This is a genomic window from Cognatishimia sp. MH4019, assembly GCF_020177595.1.
In the GTDB taxonomy this organism is placed as follows: domain Bacteria; phylum Pseudomonadota; class Alphaproteobacteria; order Rhodobacterales; family Rhodobacteraceae; genus JAHTBL01.
This window is the reverse complement of the sequence record NZ_JAHTBL010000009.1, coordinates 120,627-136,053: the sequence shown is the minus strand read 5'-3', so window position 1 is coordinate 136,053 and position 15,427 is coordinate 120,627. Positions and strand designations below refer to the sequence as shown.

14 protein-coding genes are annotated in these 15,427 nt (G+C 58.2%); 10 read left to right on the top strand and 4 right to left on the bottom strand.

The features are described 5' to 3' along the window. Position 1 precedes the first annotated feature (1 nt). The 5 genes from rfbG to KUW67_RS15200 are packed head-to-tail and all read left to right on the top strand — an operon-like array spanning position 2 to position 5,663. On the top strand, positions 2-1,177 hold the full coding sequence (gene rfbG / locus KUW67_RS15220) for a CDP-glucose 4,6-dehydratase (protein WP_224826187.1): 1,176 nt from the start codon (positions 2-4) through the stop codon (positions 1,175-1,177). An 11-nt stretch (positions 1,178-1,188) separates the two neighbouring features. Continuing rightward, positions 1,189-2,397, top strand: a complete 1,209-nt coding sequence (locus KUW67_RS15215) for a DegT/DnrJ/EryC1/StrS aminotransferase family protein (protein ID WP_224826186.1) — start codon at positions 1,189-1,191, stop codon at positions 2,395-2,397. A 56-nt stretch (positions 2,398-2,453) separates the two neighbouring features. After that, on the top strand, positions 2,454-3,713 hold the full coding sequence (locus tag KUW67_RS15210) for a class I SAM-dependent methyltransferase (RefSeq protein ID WP_224826185.1): 1,260 nt from the start codon (positions 2,454-2,456) through the stop codon (positions 3,711-3,713). Position 3,714: 1 nt separating this feature from the next. Continuing rightward, positions 3,715-4,686, top strand: coding sequence for an NAD(P)-dependent oxidoreductase (locus KUW67_RS15205; protein ID WP_224826184.1), 972 nt, complete (start codon positions 3,715-3,717; stop codon positions 4,684-4,686). Continuing rightward, positions 4,683-5,663: a glycosyltransferase family 2 protein gene (locus KUW67_RS15200; RefSeq protein ID WP_224826183.1), complete on the top strand. Its 981-nt coding sequence runs from the start codon at positions 4,683-4,685 to the stop codon at positions 5,661-5,663. The genes KUW67_RS15205 and KUW67_RS15200 overlap by 4 nt, the downstream gene beginning before the upstream one ends. Here KUW67_RS15200 and KUW67_RS15195 read toward each other — a convergent pair. The 3 genes from KUW67_RS15195 to KUW67_RS15185 form a co-directional block, all read right to left on the bottom strand. After that, positions 5,647-6,984 carry a lipopolysaccharide biosynthesis protein gene (locus KUW67_RS15195; protein ID WP_224826182.1) on the bottom strand — a complete coding sequence of 446 codons (1,338 nt, stop codon included), beginning with the start codon at positions 6,982-6,984 and terminating at the stop codon, positions 5,647-5,649. The genes KUW67_RS15200 and KUW67_RS15195 overlap by 17 nt on opposite strands. Positions 6,985-7,185: 201 nt before the next feature. Next, positions 7,186-7,836 carry an HAD family hydrolase gene (locus tag KUW67_RS15190; protein ID WP_224826181.1) on the bottom strand — a complete coding sequence of 217 codons (651 nt, stop codon included), beginning with the start codon at positions 7,834-7,836 and terminating at the stop codon, positions 7,186-7,188. A 9-nt stretch (positions 7,837-7,845) separates the two neighbouring features. After that, positions 7,846-8,817 (bottom strand): ATP-grasp domain-containing protein, encoded by a 972-nt coding sequence (locus KUW67_RS15185; RefSeq protein ID WP_224826180.1) that lies wholly within the window; start codon positions 8,815-8,817, stop codon positions 7,846-7,848. Between the two features lie 185 nt (positions 8,818-9,002). Between KUW67_RS15185 and KUW67_RS15180 the strand changes: the two genes are divergently transcribed. The 5 genes from KUW67_RS15180 to KUW67_RS15160 all read left to right on the top strand — a co-directional run bounded on the left by KUW67_RS15180 (position 9,003) and on the right by KUW67_RS15160 (position 13,157). Beyond that, the gene (locus KUW67_RS15180) at positions 9,003-9,494 is read left to right on the top strand and encodes a hypothetical protein (protein ID WP_224826179.1); all 492 of its coding nucleotides are present in this window, start codon (positions 9,003-9,005) and stop codon (positions 9,492-9,494) included. 22 nt (positions 9,495-9,516) lie between these two features. Continuing rightward, positions 9,517-9,666, top strand: coding sequence for a DUF5989 family protein (locus KUW67_RS15175; RefSeq protein ID WP_224826178.1), 150 nt, complete (start codon positions 9,517-9,519; stop codon positions 9,664-9,666). A 3-nt stretch (positions 9,667-9,669) separates the two neighbouring features. Next, positions 9,670-11,505, top strand: a complete 1,836-nt coding sequence (locus tag KUW67_RS15170) for a carbamoyltransferase (protein WP_224826177.1) — start codon at positions 9,670-9,672, stop codon at positions 11,503-11,505. Between the two features lie 105 nt (positions 11,506-11,610). Continuing rightward, on the top strand, positions 11,611-12,855 hold the full coding sequence (locus KUW67_RS15165; RefSeq protein WP_224826176.1) for a hypothetical protein: 1,245 nt from the start codon (positions 11,611-11,613) through the stop codon (positions 12,853-12,855). A 143-nt stretch (positions 12,856-12,998) separates the two neighbouring features. Then, on the top strand, positions 12,999-13,157 hold the full coding sequence (locus KUW67_RS15160) for a hypothetical protein (protein ID WP_224826175.1): 159 nt from the start codon (positions 12,999-13,001) through the stop codon (positions 13,155-13,157). A 70-nt stretch (positions 13,158-13,227) separates the two neighbouring features. On the opposite strand, the gene KUW67_RS15155 is transcribed toward KUW67_RS15160, so the two are convergent. Further along, entirely contained in the window at positions 13,228-15,411 is a 2,184-nt protein-coding gene (locus KUW67_RS15155; protein ID WP_224826174.1) for an NADP-dependent isocitrate dehydrogenase, read from the bottom strand. Positions 15,412-15,427: the final 16 nt, after the last annotated feature.

Sequence of the window (15,427 nt, the reverse complement as noted above, 5' to 3'; positions counted from 1 at the left end):
GGTGAGCCTTCCCAACCCCTCCTTCGCTGCTGCCTTCAAGGGGCGCCGCGTCTTGCTGACGGGTCACACCGGCTTCAAGGGCGGCTGGCTGGCGCTATGGCTGCGCCAGCTTGGAGCCCAGGTGACCGGCATCGCGCTGCCTGCCGAGCCGGGTGACAGCTTCTTTGACAGCTGTGGCGTTGGGGAACGCATCGACAGCCGGATCGCGGATATCCGCGATCCCAAGGCGCTCTTTGAGGCCGGTGAGGGAGCAGACGCCGAAGTGCTGATCCACATGGCCGCGCAACCGCTGGTGCGCCTGTCTTATGCCGAACCGGTCGAGACCTTTGCGACCAATGTCATGGGCACCGCGCATGTGCTGGAACTGGCCAAGACAATGCCGAACCTGCGCGCCATCATCGTGGTCACCAGCGACAAATGCTATGATAACCGCGAATGGGAATGGGGCTACCGCGAGAACGACGCTTTGGGCGGTGCCGATCCCTATAGCGCCTCGAAGGGTTGCGCCGAAATCCTTGCGCAGTCCTATCGCCGGTCGTTCTTTCAGGACCCGGACGGGCCATGCCTGGCCACAGTGCGTGCGGGCAACGTGTTCGGCGGGGGTGATTGGGGGGCTGAACGGCTTGTCCCCGACATCATTCGCGCCGCCACCGGTGCGGCACCTTTGAGCATCCGCAACCCGCTCAGCGTGCGGCCTTGGCAGCACGTTCTTGAACCGCTTGCCGGATACCTGACGTTGGCCGCCCATCTGCTTGAGCAAGGCCACGCCTATGAGGGCGCTTGGAACTTTGGGCCGGACGCTGCCGCGACAGTGCCCGTGCGCGATCTGGCGCAAGCCTTTGAAAAGGCTTGGGGGCATAGCTTTGATATCACCTATGGCGACGCTCCAGACGGCCTGCATGAAGCAGGGTTGCTGAGGCTGGATAGCACCAAGGCGCAAACCCAGTTGGGGTGGCGTCCGCGCCTTGGGTTGAGCGACGCCGTACACCTGACCGCCGAATGGTATCGCGCCCATGAGGTTGGCCATCAGATGGCTCATTTCACCATGGCGCAGATCGACGCCTACACCGCGCGGATGTCGCCAGAGACATCGCAGAACGTGACACCGCCGCGCCGCGCGAGCGACGTCCCGGACGTGCCGAAAGCCTCGAAAACTTTGATGACGAATTTGAATTAAGGAGTGGATAGATGCGTGTAAATTATGGCCAGACCGTGCACGGACAGGAAGAAATCGACGCCGTGGTCGAGGTGCTTCAAACCTCAACCCAGATGGGCGATCGGGTGCGCCGGATGCAGGCGCAGGTTGCTGCCTTGTTCGAAAAGACCCATGGGATCATGGTGAACTCTGGCTCATCGGCCAATTACCTCGCGGTCGAAATCCTTGACCTGCCAAAGGGCAGTGAGGTGATTACGCCCGCGCTCACCTTCGCCACCACCGTAGCGCCTCTGGTGCGGCAGGGTCTGAAACCCGCTTTCGTGGATTGCGGCGTCGGCACCTACAATATCGACGTGGACAAGATCGAGGCGATGATCACGCCGAACACATCCGCAATGATGATCCCGTCGCTGATCGGCGGTCTGCCTGATTGGGCTGCGATCCGCAAACTGGCCGACAAGCACGGCCTGCGGGTCATCGAGGACAGCGCCGACACATTGGGGGCCACCATCAACGGGGAAAGCACCGGCATTTATTCGGACGTCTCGACGACCAGCTTTTACGGCAGCCATGTGATCAACGGGGCCGGCAATGGCGGGATGCTTTGCGTGAACGATCCCGAACTGGGTCGCAAGGCGCTGCTCTTACGGTCTTGGGGGCGCAGTTCTTCGCTCTTTGTCGAGAGCGAGACGATTGAGAACCGCTTTAATGTCATGCTGGATGACATTGAATATGATGCGAAATTTGTGTTCGAGGATTTAGGCTACAACCTTGAGCCTTCCGAGATCAGCGCGGCCTTCGGTCTGGTGCAATTGGGCAAGTTGCAAAACAACATCGCCGAGCGGGAGCGCAATTTCGCGGCCCATGAGGATTTCTTCCGCGCCTATGCGGACTGGTTTATCCTTCCCAAGCATCTGGACGGTGCGCGTACGGGCTGGTTGGCGTTCCCGCTGACATTGCGCGAAGGCGCGCCTTTCACCCGGCGCGAGATGCAGATCTTCCTTGAGAAGGCCGACATCCAGACGCGGCCCGTTTTCACCGGCAACATCCTGCGGCAACCGGCGATGAAAAAGGTCGATTACACCGCCGATCCCGAGGGATATCCGAACTCGGATCAGGTCATGCGCGGGGGCATTCTGCTGGCCTGTCACCACGGCCTGACGGACGCGCATATCGCCTACATGCATGACACATTCAAAACATTTGCCGCGAGCCGTACCGAGGGGATCAACGCGGCATAAGAAAAACGTCAATTACTGGGAAGGAACGGTCCATTTTTTTTGAAAAGGATTTCGTTATGAAGGACCACTTAGTTGTGAAAGACACGCTTGAGGAATGCCGCTGTTGCAAATCAAGCGACTTGATCACCTTTCTACCGATGGGCAAACACCCACCGGCAAACATGTTTGTGCGCCCTGAGGAATTGAACGAGGCGCAGCCAAGTTTTGCATTGAACAGTCAGGCTTGTCTGAGTTGCGGTTTGATTCAGGTCGCCGATCAAATCCCGCAGGATTTCTTTGTGCACTACCTTTATGTGCCTTCGAGCGCGCAAACCATGCATGCGCATTTCGAAGACTTTGCCAAAGTGCTGGGGCAGCTCGCGGATGGTGGCCTGATCATGGATATCGGCTGCAATGACGGCTTGATGCTGTCTTTTGCGAACGCGCAAGGGGCCAAGACGCTGGGCATTGATCCAGCCGCCAATCTTGCAAAGATCGCGGCAGAGCGTGGTGTCGAAGTTCATGTGGCATACCTCTCACCCGAAAGCGCGCACGAGGTGGTTGCCAAGCACGGACCCGCGCAGGTGATCGCGACCTCCAACACATTCAACCATATCGGTGATCTGCATGGCTTTATGGAGGCGGTCGATATCCTGCTGGCCGAAGACGGAACCTTTGTCATCGAAGTGCCGTGGGGCAAGGAGATCGTTGAAACCAACGAGTTCGATAACATCTACCACGAGCACATGTCCGAGCTGAGCCTGCTGTCGATCATCAAACTGGGTAAGACGACAGGCTTTGATGTGGTCGATGTCACAAAACTGCCGGTGCATGGCGGATCAATGCGGGTATTTCTCCGCAAGGCGGTCGCGAAAGCGCAGGTTGCTCCGATCGTGACACAGATGGTCGAGGAAGAACGCGCCGCCGGGATGCTGGACCGCGCCAGTTACGAGGCGTTTGCGACGCGGGTCAATGACGACCGAACGGCGCTTCTTGATCTGCTGGCTTCGCTGAAAGCCGAAGGCAAGACGATTGCCGGTTACGGCGCGCCAGCCAAGGGCAACACGCTGTTGAACTTCTTCGGGATCGGCCCCGATACGCTGGAATTTCTGGCCGATCGCAACCCGCTGAAGCAGGGGCTTTTTGCGCCCGGATCGAAAATTCCGATCCTGGCGCCCGAGGCAATTGCCGAACGCAAACCCGACTATCTGCTGGTCCTGGCGTGGAATTTCTTTGACGAGATTCGCGAACAGCTCACCGATTTCGAAGCCGCTGGTGGGCGGTTCATTGTGCCCTTGCCAAACCCGACCGTGGTCGGCGGGTCAGGAACGGACTGAGATGGCCAACGTCCTGATCACCGGCGCTTCAGGCTTTATCGGGTCGCATCTGGTGCGCGCCTGTCTGGAGCGTGGTGATCGGGTGACGGCACTGTTACGGCCGCAATCTGGCACCGCACGCCTGGCGGATATGTTGGATCGCATCCACGTGAAGCGGTGCGATCTGACGGATCATGATGCGCTTCTGGCAATCCTGAAAGAAGCACGCGCGGACATGATCTTTCATCTTGGTGCGACGACCCGCTATCCGCACCCGATGGCAGCAGGGGATCATGATCGGGCGCGGGTCGATAATCTGGCGCCAGTGCAAGCGCTGGTCTCGGCCTGTCTTGATGTTCCCCCGCTTGTGTTGGTGCGCTGCGGCACGATCGCAGAATATGGCGATATCTCGTTGCCATACCGCGAAGGCGCAGCGGAAAGTCCGGTGGGCGTTTACGGCGCGTCGATGCTGGCGGCAACGCGGTATCTTGAACGGGTGCAGCCCGAGCTTGGGTTTCCGGTGCGTACCGCGCGGCTGGCGTTGACCTACGGGCCACGCCAGAATGCAGATTTCCTGATCCCGCAGCTTTTGGACGCCTGCCTGGCTGGCAAGGCGCTGACCGTGGAACGGCCCGACGATCGCCGCGATCTGATCTTTGTAGACGACGTTGTCAGCAGCCTTTTGATTTTGGCCGAGCGGGCGGATGCCGCCGAAGCGGTGACGAATATCGGGTCGGGTCACGCGCCAACGGTGCACGAAGTTGCACAAATGATAATCGCGCTCACCGATGCCGATCCCACACTTTTGAAACTGGGCGAGCCTGACGGCGGACCCCGTGAATTACGTCTCAACGTCGCCCGCGCGGCACGAACACTTGACTGGAAGGCCAAAGTGCCTCTGGACGAAGGTCTGAGGAGGACACTCGAATGGATGCGATCAAATTCCAACGCCACGGGAGCGCCCGTGTTTCAGATGCAGGATGCCGCACCATGATGACGCCTGTCTCAATCCTGATCCCTGCGTTGAACGAGGAAGAAAACGTGCGTGCCGCTTACGAGCGGGTCAAAGCGGTGTTTGACGATCTGCCCGATTACGAAATGGAGATTATCTTTACCGACAACCATTCCACGGACCGCACCTTCGATATTCTCAGCGATATCTGCGCCTATGACGACCGCGTGCGTGTGCTGCGGTTCTCGCGCAATGTGGGCTATCAGAAATCGGTGCTGACCGCCTATGCAGAGGCGCGCGGGGCCTGTTCAATCCAGCTGGATTGCGACATGCAGGATCCGCCCGAATTGATTCCCGAGATGCTGGACAAGTGGCGGCAGGGTTATCATGTGGTTTACGGTATCCGGAGCAGCCTGCCGGATGGTCCCATTGTCGCGATGGCGCGACGGGCGTTTTATGCATTGATTGACGCGATCAGCACCGACGATCTGCCCCGCAATGCAGGCGAATTCCGTCTGACAGACCGGCGCATTCTGGACCAGTTGCGCGAGGTTGATGACCGCTCCCCCTACGTGCGCGGCTTGATCAGCGGCATGGGGTTTTCGCAGATCGGATTCGAATATGATCGTCAGGCCCGCACGGCGGGGGCCTCGAAATTTCCGTTCAAGGCGATGCTTGGGCTGGCGATTGACGGGATGATCAACCATTCGCTGCTACCGCTGCGGCTGGCCTCGATGCTGAGCCTTTTCATCGGCACCATGACGTTTTTGCTGATGATCGGCTACATCATCGGCAAGGTCGTTTTCGGGGCCGACTGGCCTGCCGGTTTTGCGACCACGACAATTCTGCTTTTGCTGTCGATGACCCTGAACGCGATGTTTCTGGGGATCATGGGCGAATATATTGGGCGGATCTTCCTGCAGTCGAAAAACATCGGCGGCCCGGTTATCGAGGCAAAGCTGAACAGTGATCCGCCTGAGATGCAGTTCAAGCATTCCAAGATCAAGGCGGCGGAATAGTTGTCACCCTGTTCAGGATCAGAACACAGCTGGTCAGCCAGAACAGATTGAAAAGCAGGAAATTCAGCGACAGTCCGACCGGCCCAAACGCAAGGATCAGCGGCACGGCGAGGATGAAGAACGCGATGGTGCCAATCAACGTGATCCGCACCAGTTGCCCGTCACGCCCGACGGTCAGCATTGCGGGGTTCATCACGATGCTGCCCAGATAGATCACAGCGGCGAAAAACTGGACGTTGACCAGCAGAGCCGCACTTTCAAACTCGGCGCCAAAGAACATGGCCAGCAGCGCGCCCATATTCAACGCAACCGGAATGAAGACCGCCAGACCAACCGCAAAAAGGACGCCCGTAACCGTGCCCAGAAGGCGTCTGAACGCGGCGGCGGTGCCGGATGTCCATGTGCGCACAAGCTCTGGATAGAGCACCTGATTGATCGGGCGCGCCAGCTTCAAGGCCGCATCGGCAAGGCGGCGGGCCAGAAAATAGACGCCGACAGCGGCGGTATCGACGAAGGCCGACAGGATAATGACATCGAACCGCTGGGTCGACTGGCGCAGGATGACGTTGATGTTCGAGTTCCACAGCAGCTTGAAGAAGCCCGGATTTTCAGCCGGAAAGCCGCGCAGGCTGGCATGGGCGGGGGAAGGGATTTCACGCCGCTGCAATTCGCGCAGACTGAACAGGAACACGATCAGCCCGTTAGCGATGGCCTCTATCAGCAGGATGGCGATGAATGCCCACAGACCCAAGCCGAACCAATAGGCGATGGCAGTCAATGCGAAGCGCAAAAGGATGATGCCGACATCAATCTTTGCCAGCAGATCGAACCGGTCGAAGATGCGCAGGATCGCAATGCCGGTCGGCTTGAAGCTGACAAAGAGGCCGAGCGAAAGAAGTATCAGATAGCGCTGCCCATCCTGAGGCAGCGACAGCCATTGAACAGCAAGTGACGCGAGCAACAGCGCGACCGTGCCAGCCAGAAGGCTGCCGACAAGATCAATCGCGATGGACGCACGGATAAGCTGCGCGAATTTCTGGCGGTTGCCGTTTTCCAGCGCGACTGTGCCGTGGCGGATGACGGCTTGCCATGGTTCAAGGCGAGTCAGCCGGTCCACGATTTTAACATAGGCCTGCACAATCGCGACAACGCCCAGCCCGGCGGGACCAAGGGCACGCGCCATCATTGTGAGCGTCAGAATACCGATCAGACCGCCAATCACTTGTGTCGAAAAGAGCCAGCCTGCGTTCTTGAGAAGCCTCCGATAGACAGAACTGGCCAAGAGCGCGCCGCCCATTGATTTAGCCTGCTCATCGCTCATGATGTGAGCCTGATCTGAAGGCGACGGGACATAAATCTTTCCCCGGTTGTGCTGCATGTGCAGCCTCTGAAAAATGGTTGCGCGCAATGAAATAAGGGCTGCGCTTCTCGAATTGGTGTCGTCAGCCAGTCAGAGCCGACAGGAATATATCTTCGATCTTACTTCAAAAACGCGATCCGACAAAGCGTCGTGACGACTATCTCAAACGGGCCAATCCTCCAGCTCATCGAAGAATGCGATCATTCTTTGTGCAGCATGTGCGGAGGTTTCCGGATTGGGATCATGCACGCCACCCTCCCGCGTGATCTGGATCGTATGCCAGCCGCGTGCGTTCGGGGTGAGGAAATCCTTGGCCGGGTTGTCAGCAATATAGATCATCTGTGCGGGGGTAGGGCTATGGCCCTCCATTTCTTGAAAAGCGCGGGGATGGGGCTTGCCGTGACCGTCGGGCCAATCTCCTGTCAGGCAAACATGTGTGATCATGGTGTCGAGGCCCAAGGCATGTGACTTGTTGCGCTGCATGTAGGCGGGGCCGTCGCTGATCAGACCGAAAGGACCTTTCGCCCGGGCCAGAAAGCGCGCCGCGTCCGGCGCGAGGGTGATCTGGGGCGGATGTGTGCGATACTGCTCAACCAGCTGAGTGATCAGATCGGGCGTCGCTTCAATGCCAAGCATTTCACTTGCACGGTCAAAGACTTGCCGCCGTTCGCCTTTCAAGAACAGCTGCTTGCACGCATCGCCAAAACCGGACTGCCCCGTCTTATTCACCACCCACTGTTCCAAGAACTCATATCCGCTGAAGGCGAAATCGCGTTCAAGATAAAGCGTGTCGTCCATGTCGAAGACAATCATGAACCGGCCCTAACCGCGAAAGACGGCCGCATCATAACGCAGCATTTCTGCGCCATCGCGCCAGTCGTTACTCGCAGTGCGGGGCTTGTCTGAAACCTCCTCCAACAGCCATTGTGCGAAATGCGCACCGGCATAATCGGCAAGAGGGAAACCGCCACCGAAGCGCGCATTGATCTCGAACGCGCGCACGCCGAGCTTTGGATCGTCAATGACCTGAAAGCAGGCCACCCCGCACAGGCCGGGCAGGGCGCGCACGATGTTTTCGGCGATCTGGTGGAGGTCGGCGCGCCGCTCGGTACAGCCTTTCTCGACCTCTCCGGCCCGGACCGAAAGACGTCTATGCGGAACCACGGTCTTCAGATCGCCATCCTGATCCACGAACATATTGATCGTGTATTCAGGGCCGGTCAGAAGCTCTTGATAGATCATCGGTTCGGGGTATTTGTCCGGAACATCGCCGGGGCTGCTTAGCACGGCAAGGCCACGGCTGGCACTTCCACCGGATGGTTTTGCAAAAAGCGGCCAAGGCACCGCCTCAGCATTCGACCGGATTTCCGCTTCGGCAAATGTGGCAGGAACAGGCACACCCGCCGCTTGCAACACGCGCGATGTCTCCTCCTTGTCGCGTACGATCGCAATGGTGTCCGGGTCCGAGACATGCACACGGACACCCGCATTTGCGAAGCGGTCCCGCGCCTCTGCCAAGGGTAGAAGTTCGGGATCAATTGTCGGGATCACCAGTGCCACGTTTTCTTTCTGCGCGATCTCCAGAATGGCGTCGGCATAGCCGGGCTCAGTTGCGCGAGGGACCGGATAAGCGGCATCCGCGCTTGCGCAAGCGGCGCTGTGATGCGGATCAAGATCACATGCAATCACGCGGCCGGGCAGTTCCAGCGTGGCGAGTGCTGCGCGAAAGCTTTCCAATAGGGCGTGTCTGCGACCTGCCGAGCAGATCAGGACCGAAAAATTAGATTTTGTCATAAAATTCAATCAACTGAGTCGATGACTTCATAATAGGCGTCCGCAACCTTCGGTGCCAAGTCACCAGATCACGGATGTTTGAAACACCATGAAAACCTGGCCGCGCCCCATGATTTCAATGGCTTAGCGTCACTCTGATGCAAGGCCTCTAGTGTATTTGGGCTACTCCACTCCGCAGCGATCTGATGTATCGTGATGCTATTATTTCTTTTGTTTTCTTCTGGGCCGGTGGATTTCGAACGGCCCTTTTACCCAAAAAAGGGTGCATCGACATGTTTGACCAGCAGCCAAACACGGAAGTGGCGTTAGGCTCGGATCAGAGTTTCGGGAAGGTTTTCGGGGCAGTTTTCAGCCTCTTGGCGCTGTACCTGTTCATCAAGGGCAACGCCTTTGCTTGGGTCGCTCTTGCGATTGCGGCTGGCTTTTTCGTGGTAACTGCCGTCAAGCCAAGCTTGCTACACAAAGCCAATCGGCTTTGGTTCAAGTTCGGCCTGATCCTTTATGCGATCGTGTCGCCGGTCACGATGTTCCTGGTCTATGTGATCGCCTTCGTTCCCACCGGAGTATTTGTGAAATTACGAGGTTTTGACCCGCTGTCCCGGGAATTTGATCCCGCGCTTCAAAGCTACTGGAAACCGCGCGAGCGCGCGCCAGAAAGCATGAAGCGGCAGTACTAAATCCATTTATCGGAGAGTTTCTATGTCCTTCTTTGTTGAGCTATGGTCCTTCTTTCGGGACCGTCAGAAATTCTGGTTGCTGCCGATCTTTGTCGTTCTGGTGGTTTTCGGTGGGCTGGTTGTCCTGAGCCAAGGGTCAGCCGTGGCGCCGTTCCTGTATCCGTTGTTCTGATCGATGTCCTATATTCTGGGACTGTCGGCGTTCTACCACGACAGTGCCGCCGCCCTGTTGAAAGACGGCGCTCTGGTCGCGGCGGCGCAAGAGGAACGGTTCACACGCAAGAAGCATGACGCGGGCTTTCCGGCCTGCGCGATCAGGTCGGTTCTGGAGGCCGAAGGGATCACGTTGGCCGATGTTGATCACGTCGCGTTCTACGACAAGCCGTTCCTGAAGTTCGAACGGCTGCTGGAAACCTATGTGGCGACCGCGCCCAAGGGCTTCGCGTCGTTCCGCGTGGCAATGCCGATCTGGCTGAAGGAAAAGCTTTTTCTGAAGCGGTTGCTGAAGACGCAACTCTGCGAGATTGATCCGGACTTCGCCGAGGACCGGCTTTTGTTTTCAGAACATCACATCAGCCACGCGGCCAGTGCTTACTATCCGTCGCCCTGTGACGAAGCGGTTGTCCTGACCGTGGACGGGGTGGGGGAGTGGGCAACCACAACCCTGGGCATCGGGTGCGGCGCGTCGCTGGAGATCAAGAAAGAAATCCATTTCCCGCATTCGCTGGGGCTGCTCTATTCGGCCTTCACGCATTACACGGGCTTTCGCGTCAACTCCGGTGAATACAAGGTCATGGGGCTGGCACCTTACGGCACGCCGCGATTCAAAGACCTGATCCTCGACAAGGTGGTCGATCTGAAATCTGACGGATCATTCCGGCTCGACCAAAGATATTTTGATTACGCGACCGGGCTGACGATGACAAATGGAGCGTTTGCCGATCTCTTCGGTGAGCCGTTGCGCGAGCCGGACAAAGACCCGCTGACGCAATTTCATATGGATGTCGCCGCCTCGGTTCAGGCGGTGACCGAGGAAGCGATGCTGCGCCTGTGCCGTGCGGCCGCCGAAGAATACCAAATTCCAAACCTGTGCATGGCAGGCGGTGTCGCTTTGAATTGCGTCGCCAACGGAAAAATCCTGCGGGATGGCGCGTTTCAAAACATCTGGGTTCAGCCAGCGGCGGGCGATGCGGGCGGGGCGGTCGGGGCAGCTTACGCGGCGTGGCACCAGGAACTCGATCAACCGCGCGCTCCGGAGGGCGGTGACCGGATGCACGGATCGTATTTGGGGCCCCTTCACGAAACGGACGAGATTGCAGCGATGCTTGATGATCTTGGCGCGGTTTACGAACGCATGTCCCAGGACGATATGATCACCGAGGCTGCAAGCGCTTTGGCTGACGGGTTGGCCGTCGGCTGGTTCCAAGGACGGATGGAGTTCGGGCCGCGCGCTTTGGGAGGGCGGTCGATCTTGGGTGATCCAAGATCAGAAACCATGCAGAAGACCTTGAATCTGAAAGTAAAGTATCGCGAGAGCTTCCGCCCTTTCGCGCCGTCCGTTCTGCGCGAAGACGTCTCGGATTGGTTCGATCTGGAAAGCGACAGCCCCTATATGCTGATCGTCGCCGATGTCGGGAAAAGGCACTGGCGCGAGATGACCGACGACGAGCAGGCGCTTTTCGGGATCGACAAGCTGAACGTCGCGCGTTCATCAATACCGGCCATCACGCATGTGGATTATTCGGCGCGTGTGCAAACGGTTCATCAGGACACGAACCCGCTTTATCACCGGCTGATTTCCGAATTCAAAAAACGCACCGGATGCCCCGTTGTGGTCAACACCTCGTTCAATGTGCGCGGGGAACCCATTGTTGGTTCACCCGAGGATGCGTTTCGCTGCTTCATGGGAACCGAACTTGATGTTCTGGCGATCGGCAATCTGATCCTGCGCAAGCCCGCGCAGGACCCATCGCTCAAGGAAGACTACACCCAGAAATACGAACTGGACTGAGCCATGTTTGCCTTGCAGAGCCCCAAGCGGAGAACACAGCCCGTGTTTCGTCAAAGGATCGCTCGGGTTGGTTTTATCCTGTGTGCTCTGGTTGCTTTGTACTTTGTGGCGATCGCTGTCTATGCGCTGCTGCACCGCGACGCCTATGCAACCGATCTGATCCGGATCGTACGTTATGTGTTAGCACCATTGGGCATTGCCGCGGCGCTTTTGGCAGCCGGGTTTTGGCTTGAGCGCGACGGGGCGTTGATGACGGGGATCTGTGCGCTCTCCTTGATGATCGCGCTTTTCATGTTCGAATTGCTGCTGACCCAACGTTCCTTTCAAGGCGCTGCGGGGCTGTCGGGTTTCGTTGCAGGGCAAGGGACACCGGACGCAGCTTTCCGGCAAACGATGCCGCCCGCCTATACGCTGAACCAGTTAAATCACGCGCTTGGAATTAAGACGTCAGAAAACGCAATTCTGGAAGGCGTCCCAAACGCGACCGTGTTGCTCTGCGCTGCGCATGGTGCCCCGGTGAGCTATGTTGCGGACCAATACGGATTCCGAAATCCCCCCATGATTTATAACGATGAAATTGATCTGATGATCCTCGGTGACAGTTTTGCCGAAGGAATTTGTTTGCCGGATGGGCAGGATGTTGTCAGCCGCATCAGGGCCGACAGACCCGGCACCATGAACACCGGATCACGCGGGGCAGGACCACAAATGGAGGTCGCAATTCTGCGGCGTTGGGGGCCGAAGTTCACGCCTGATCAAGTGGTCATGATGTTCTTTGAAGGAAACGACTGGCAGAACATGAATTTGCAGGCAACTGCGCCGTATCTGGCTTCAGCGATGGAGGCCAGTTTGCCTGCTGGCCGACCCGAGGACGTGATGACGCGCCATGCCCGATCTGCAGACGTGATAGACGGATGGTGGGAGGCGAGCGTTGAATCCGCGGACGGATTTCTTGCACGGCGCGCCTGGGTGCGGAACTTCCTTGCACTGCAGCAGACAGCGCTTGTTCTGGGGCTGCATTATCCGAAAGCCTCGGCTCCGCGGCCTGAATATGCACAAACCCTTGAGATCGCGCGGGATGCTGTGCAGGGCTGGGGAGGCGAGCTGTACGTCGCCTATATCCCGCAGGTCGACCGGTTTGTCGGCCTACTTCCCAACGCGGCGGCTTTTGACGATCTAAGGGGTCACGTGGAAAAGGCGACCAAGCAGTTGGGCGTCGCGTTTATCGACCTAACACCCGCGTTTGAGGCGCATCCGCAGCCGCGTAGTCTTTATGCACCGGATGCGCATTTCAGTGCATTGGGGGCGCAGGTGGCCGCAGATCATATCTTGAAGCATTTGGCGCACTAAGGGCTGACACGAAGAGGTCATGTCTTATGGACGTCAGAATGTAAGATAATCAACGTTATGTTAATTAATATGCTTGAGCAGAATGGAACTCTTTGCGGTCTGCCGGAGTTTTCCTCTCGAATACGCAATATCAGGAGAGTTTCATGTCCGCACCCGACACCAATGTTGAAAAACAGTCCCGCCGCCACAAGCCCGCTTTGATCGGGATCGCTGTCGCGTTGGTCTTCGGGGTGCTTATCTTCGGGCTCAACGTGTTTGAAACCGTCGAAGAAGCGCCCGCGACTGCGGTTGAAGCGGACTGAGTTTCGCCAGGGCCAATAGGCATTTTAAAGCTGCGCGCGGAGCAAAACTGCTCCGCGCGCCTTTGTTTACTTAACCGATAATCGCGTTCAGTGTCGATGACGGGCGCATCACAGCAGCAGTTTTCGCCTCGTCGCCGTGGTAGTAGCCGCCCAGAGCAACTGGCTTGCCAGCGCCGGCCTTCAGCTCGGTCAAAATGGTGTCAGCGTTAGTGGCCAACTCTTCAGCCACCGGCTTGAAGGCTGCTGCAAGGTCCGCATCCTCACTTTGCGCGGCCAGTGCTTCGGCCCAATACAGCGCAAAATGAAAATGGCTGGCGCGGTTGTCGTCCTGGCCAACCTTGCGGCCCGGTGATTTGCCGTTCGAAAGTAGCTTCTCAGTCGCCGCATCCACCGCATCGCCCAAAATGCGCGCTTTCTCGGAGCCCGCAAAGCGCAGGCTTTCCCCCAATGCGCAGAACTCACCCAGACTATCCCAGCGCAGATGGTTTTCTTCCATTAACTGCTGAACGTGCTTGGGCGCGGACCCACCGGCACCTGTCTCAAACAGACCACCGCCTTGCATCAGTTTCACGACCGAAAGCATCTTGGCAGAAGTGCCAACCTCCAAGATCGGGAACAGATCTGTCAGATAGTCGCGCAGCACGTTGCCGGTGATCGCGATGATCGTCTTGCCCTCACGGATCGTCTCGCATGACGCGCGTGTCGCTGGGGTCGGCGCCATAATCTCGAACTTGTCGGAAACGCCCTTGGCCTCCAGCATAGGCGTGACGTATTTGATCAGCTCAGCATCATGAGCGCGATCCGCATCCAGCCAGAAGATCGCGCGGCAGTCCTCTGCTGCCTGACGCTCAATCGCCAACTCGATCCAGTTCTCAATGGGTGCCTTGCGGGCCGACGCCATGCGCCAGATATCGCCCGCGTTCACCTCATGGCTCATCAGAACCGTGTCGCCATCCATGACACGCACGGTCCCGGCCTCGGCCATCTCAAACGTGGTCGGGTGCGAGCCATATTCTTCCGCCTTCTGCGCCATCAGGCCGACATTTTGCACCGTGCCAGAGGTCGCAGGATCCAGCGCACCCGTCTCTTTGAAGTAATCAATCGTCTCGGCATAGACGCCCGCATAGCTGCTGTCGGGGATCACACAAGTCGTGTCGCCTTCTTCGCCATCCGGGCCCCAACCCTTGCCACCTGCGCGGATCACGGCAGGCATGGAGGCGTCGATGATCACATCGGACGGCACATGCAGGTTGGTGATGCCTTTGTCGGAATTCACCATGTAGAGCGGCGGGCGATCCGCTAGAACCGCGTCAATCTCGGCTTTGATCTCTGCCCCGTTGGGCATCTCGGAAATCTTGTCGAGCATGGTGCCCAGACCACCGTTCGGCTCCACTCCTGCGGCGGCAAAATCATCGCCGTATTTCTCGAAAACCGGGGCCAGATATTGGCGCACACAATGACCAAAGATGATTGGGTCGGACACCTTCATCATCGTCGCTTTCATATGTAGCGAGAAGAGCGTGCCTTCCTCTGCCACTTCGGCAATCACCTTGTCGTAGAACGCTTTCAGCGCGCCCACGGACATGAACGTGCTGTCCACAATCGTGCCTGCCGGCATTGCAAGCCCGTCCTTGAGGACCTTCACACCGCCCGCGCCCTCATGCTCGATCCGCAGGGTCGTATCGGCCGTCAGCGTCACTGATTTCTCGTTTGAGAAGAAGTCATTGGCCCCCATCGTGGCCACGCGGGTCTTGCTATCCGACACCCATTTGCCCATCCGATGCGGATTGGCCTGCGCGAACGCCTTGACCGCAGCAGGCGCGCGGCGGTCGGAATTACCTTCGCGCAACACCGGGTTCACAGCCGAGCCTTTGATCCCGTCATAGCGCGCGCGCGCGTCTTTCTCGGCGTCTGTCGACGGGTCTTCGGGGTAATCTGGCAACGCGTAGCCCTGGGCCTGAAGCTCTTCAATCGCGGCGACAAGCTGCGGCACCGAAGCCGAGATGTTGGGCAGCTTGATGACGTTGGCCTCTGCCGTTTTCACCAGCTCGCCCAGCTCGGCCAGCGCGTCCGATTGGCGCTGCGCATCGGTCAGGCTTTCGGGAAACGCCGCAATGATCCGCCCAGCCAGAGAGATGTCACGTGTCTCGACCGTCAGGCCCGCCTCGGACAGAAATTTCTGAATGATCGGCAACAGTGACGCGGAGGCCAGCTGTGGTGCTTCGTCGACTTTGGTGTAGATGATATCTGCCATTTCTAAGGCCTTTCCG

What these genes read in the sequence shown, in the direction of transcription:
- KUW67_RS15175 (WP_224826178.1), top strand. Translation starts at nt 9,517, where the DNA reads ATGTCCTTCTTTGTTGAGCTATGGTCCTTCTTTCGGGACCGTCAGAAA.
- KUW67_RS15190 (WP_224826181.1), bottom strand. Translation starts at nt 7,836, where the DNA reads ATGATTGTCTTCGACATGGACGACACGCTTTATCTTGAACGCGATTTC.
- KUW67_RS15205 (WP_224826184.1), top strand. Translation starts at nt 3,715, where the DNA reads ATGGCCAACGTCCTGATCACCGGCGCTTCAGGCTTTATCGGGTCGCAT.
- KUW67_RS15180 (WP_224826179.1), top strand. Translation starts at nt 9,003, where the DNA reads ATGTATCGTGATGCTATTATTTCTTTTGTTTTCTTCTGGGCCGGTGGA.
- KUW67_RS15155 (WP_224826174.1), bottom strand. Translation starts at nt 15,411, where the DNA reads ATGGCAGATATCATCTACACCAAAGTCGACGAAGCACCACAGCTGGCC.
- KUW67_RS15200 (WP_224826183.1), top strand. Translation starts at nt 4,683, where the DNA reads ATGATGACGCCTGTCTCAATCCTGATCCCTGCGTTGAACGAGGAAGAA.
- KUW67_RS15185 (WP_224826180.1), bottom strand. Translation starts at nt 8,817, where the DNA reads ATGACAAAATCTAATTTTTCGGTCCTGATCTGCTCGGCAGGTCGCAGA.
- KUW67_RS15160 (WP_224826175.1), top strand. Translation starts at nt 12,999, where the DNA reads ATGTCCGCACCCGACACCAATGTTGAAAAACAGTCCCGCCGCCACAAG.
- KUW67_RS15170 (WP_224826177.1), top strand. Translation starts at nt 9,670, where the DNA reads ATGTCCTATATTCTGGGACTGTCGGCGTTCTACCACGACAGTGCCGCC.
- KUW67_RS15210 (WP_224826185.1), top strand. Translation starts at nt 2,454, where the DNA reads ATGAAGGACCACTTAGTTGTGAAAGACACGCTTGAGGAATGCCGCTGT.
- KUW67_RS15195 (WP_224826182.1), bottom strand. Translation starts at nt 6,984, where the DNA reads ATGAGCGATGAGCAGGCTAAATCAATGGGCGGCGCGCTCTTGGCCAGT.
- KUW67_RS15215 (WP_224826186.1), top strand. Translation starts at nt 1,189, where the DNA reads ATGCGTGTAAATTATGGCCAGACCGTGCACGGACAGGAAGAAATCGAC.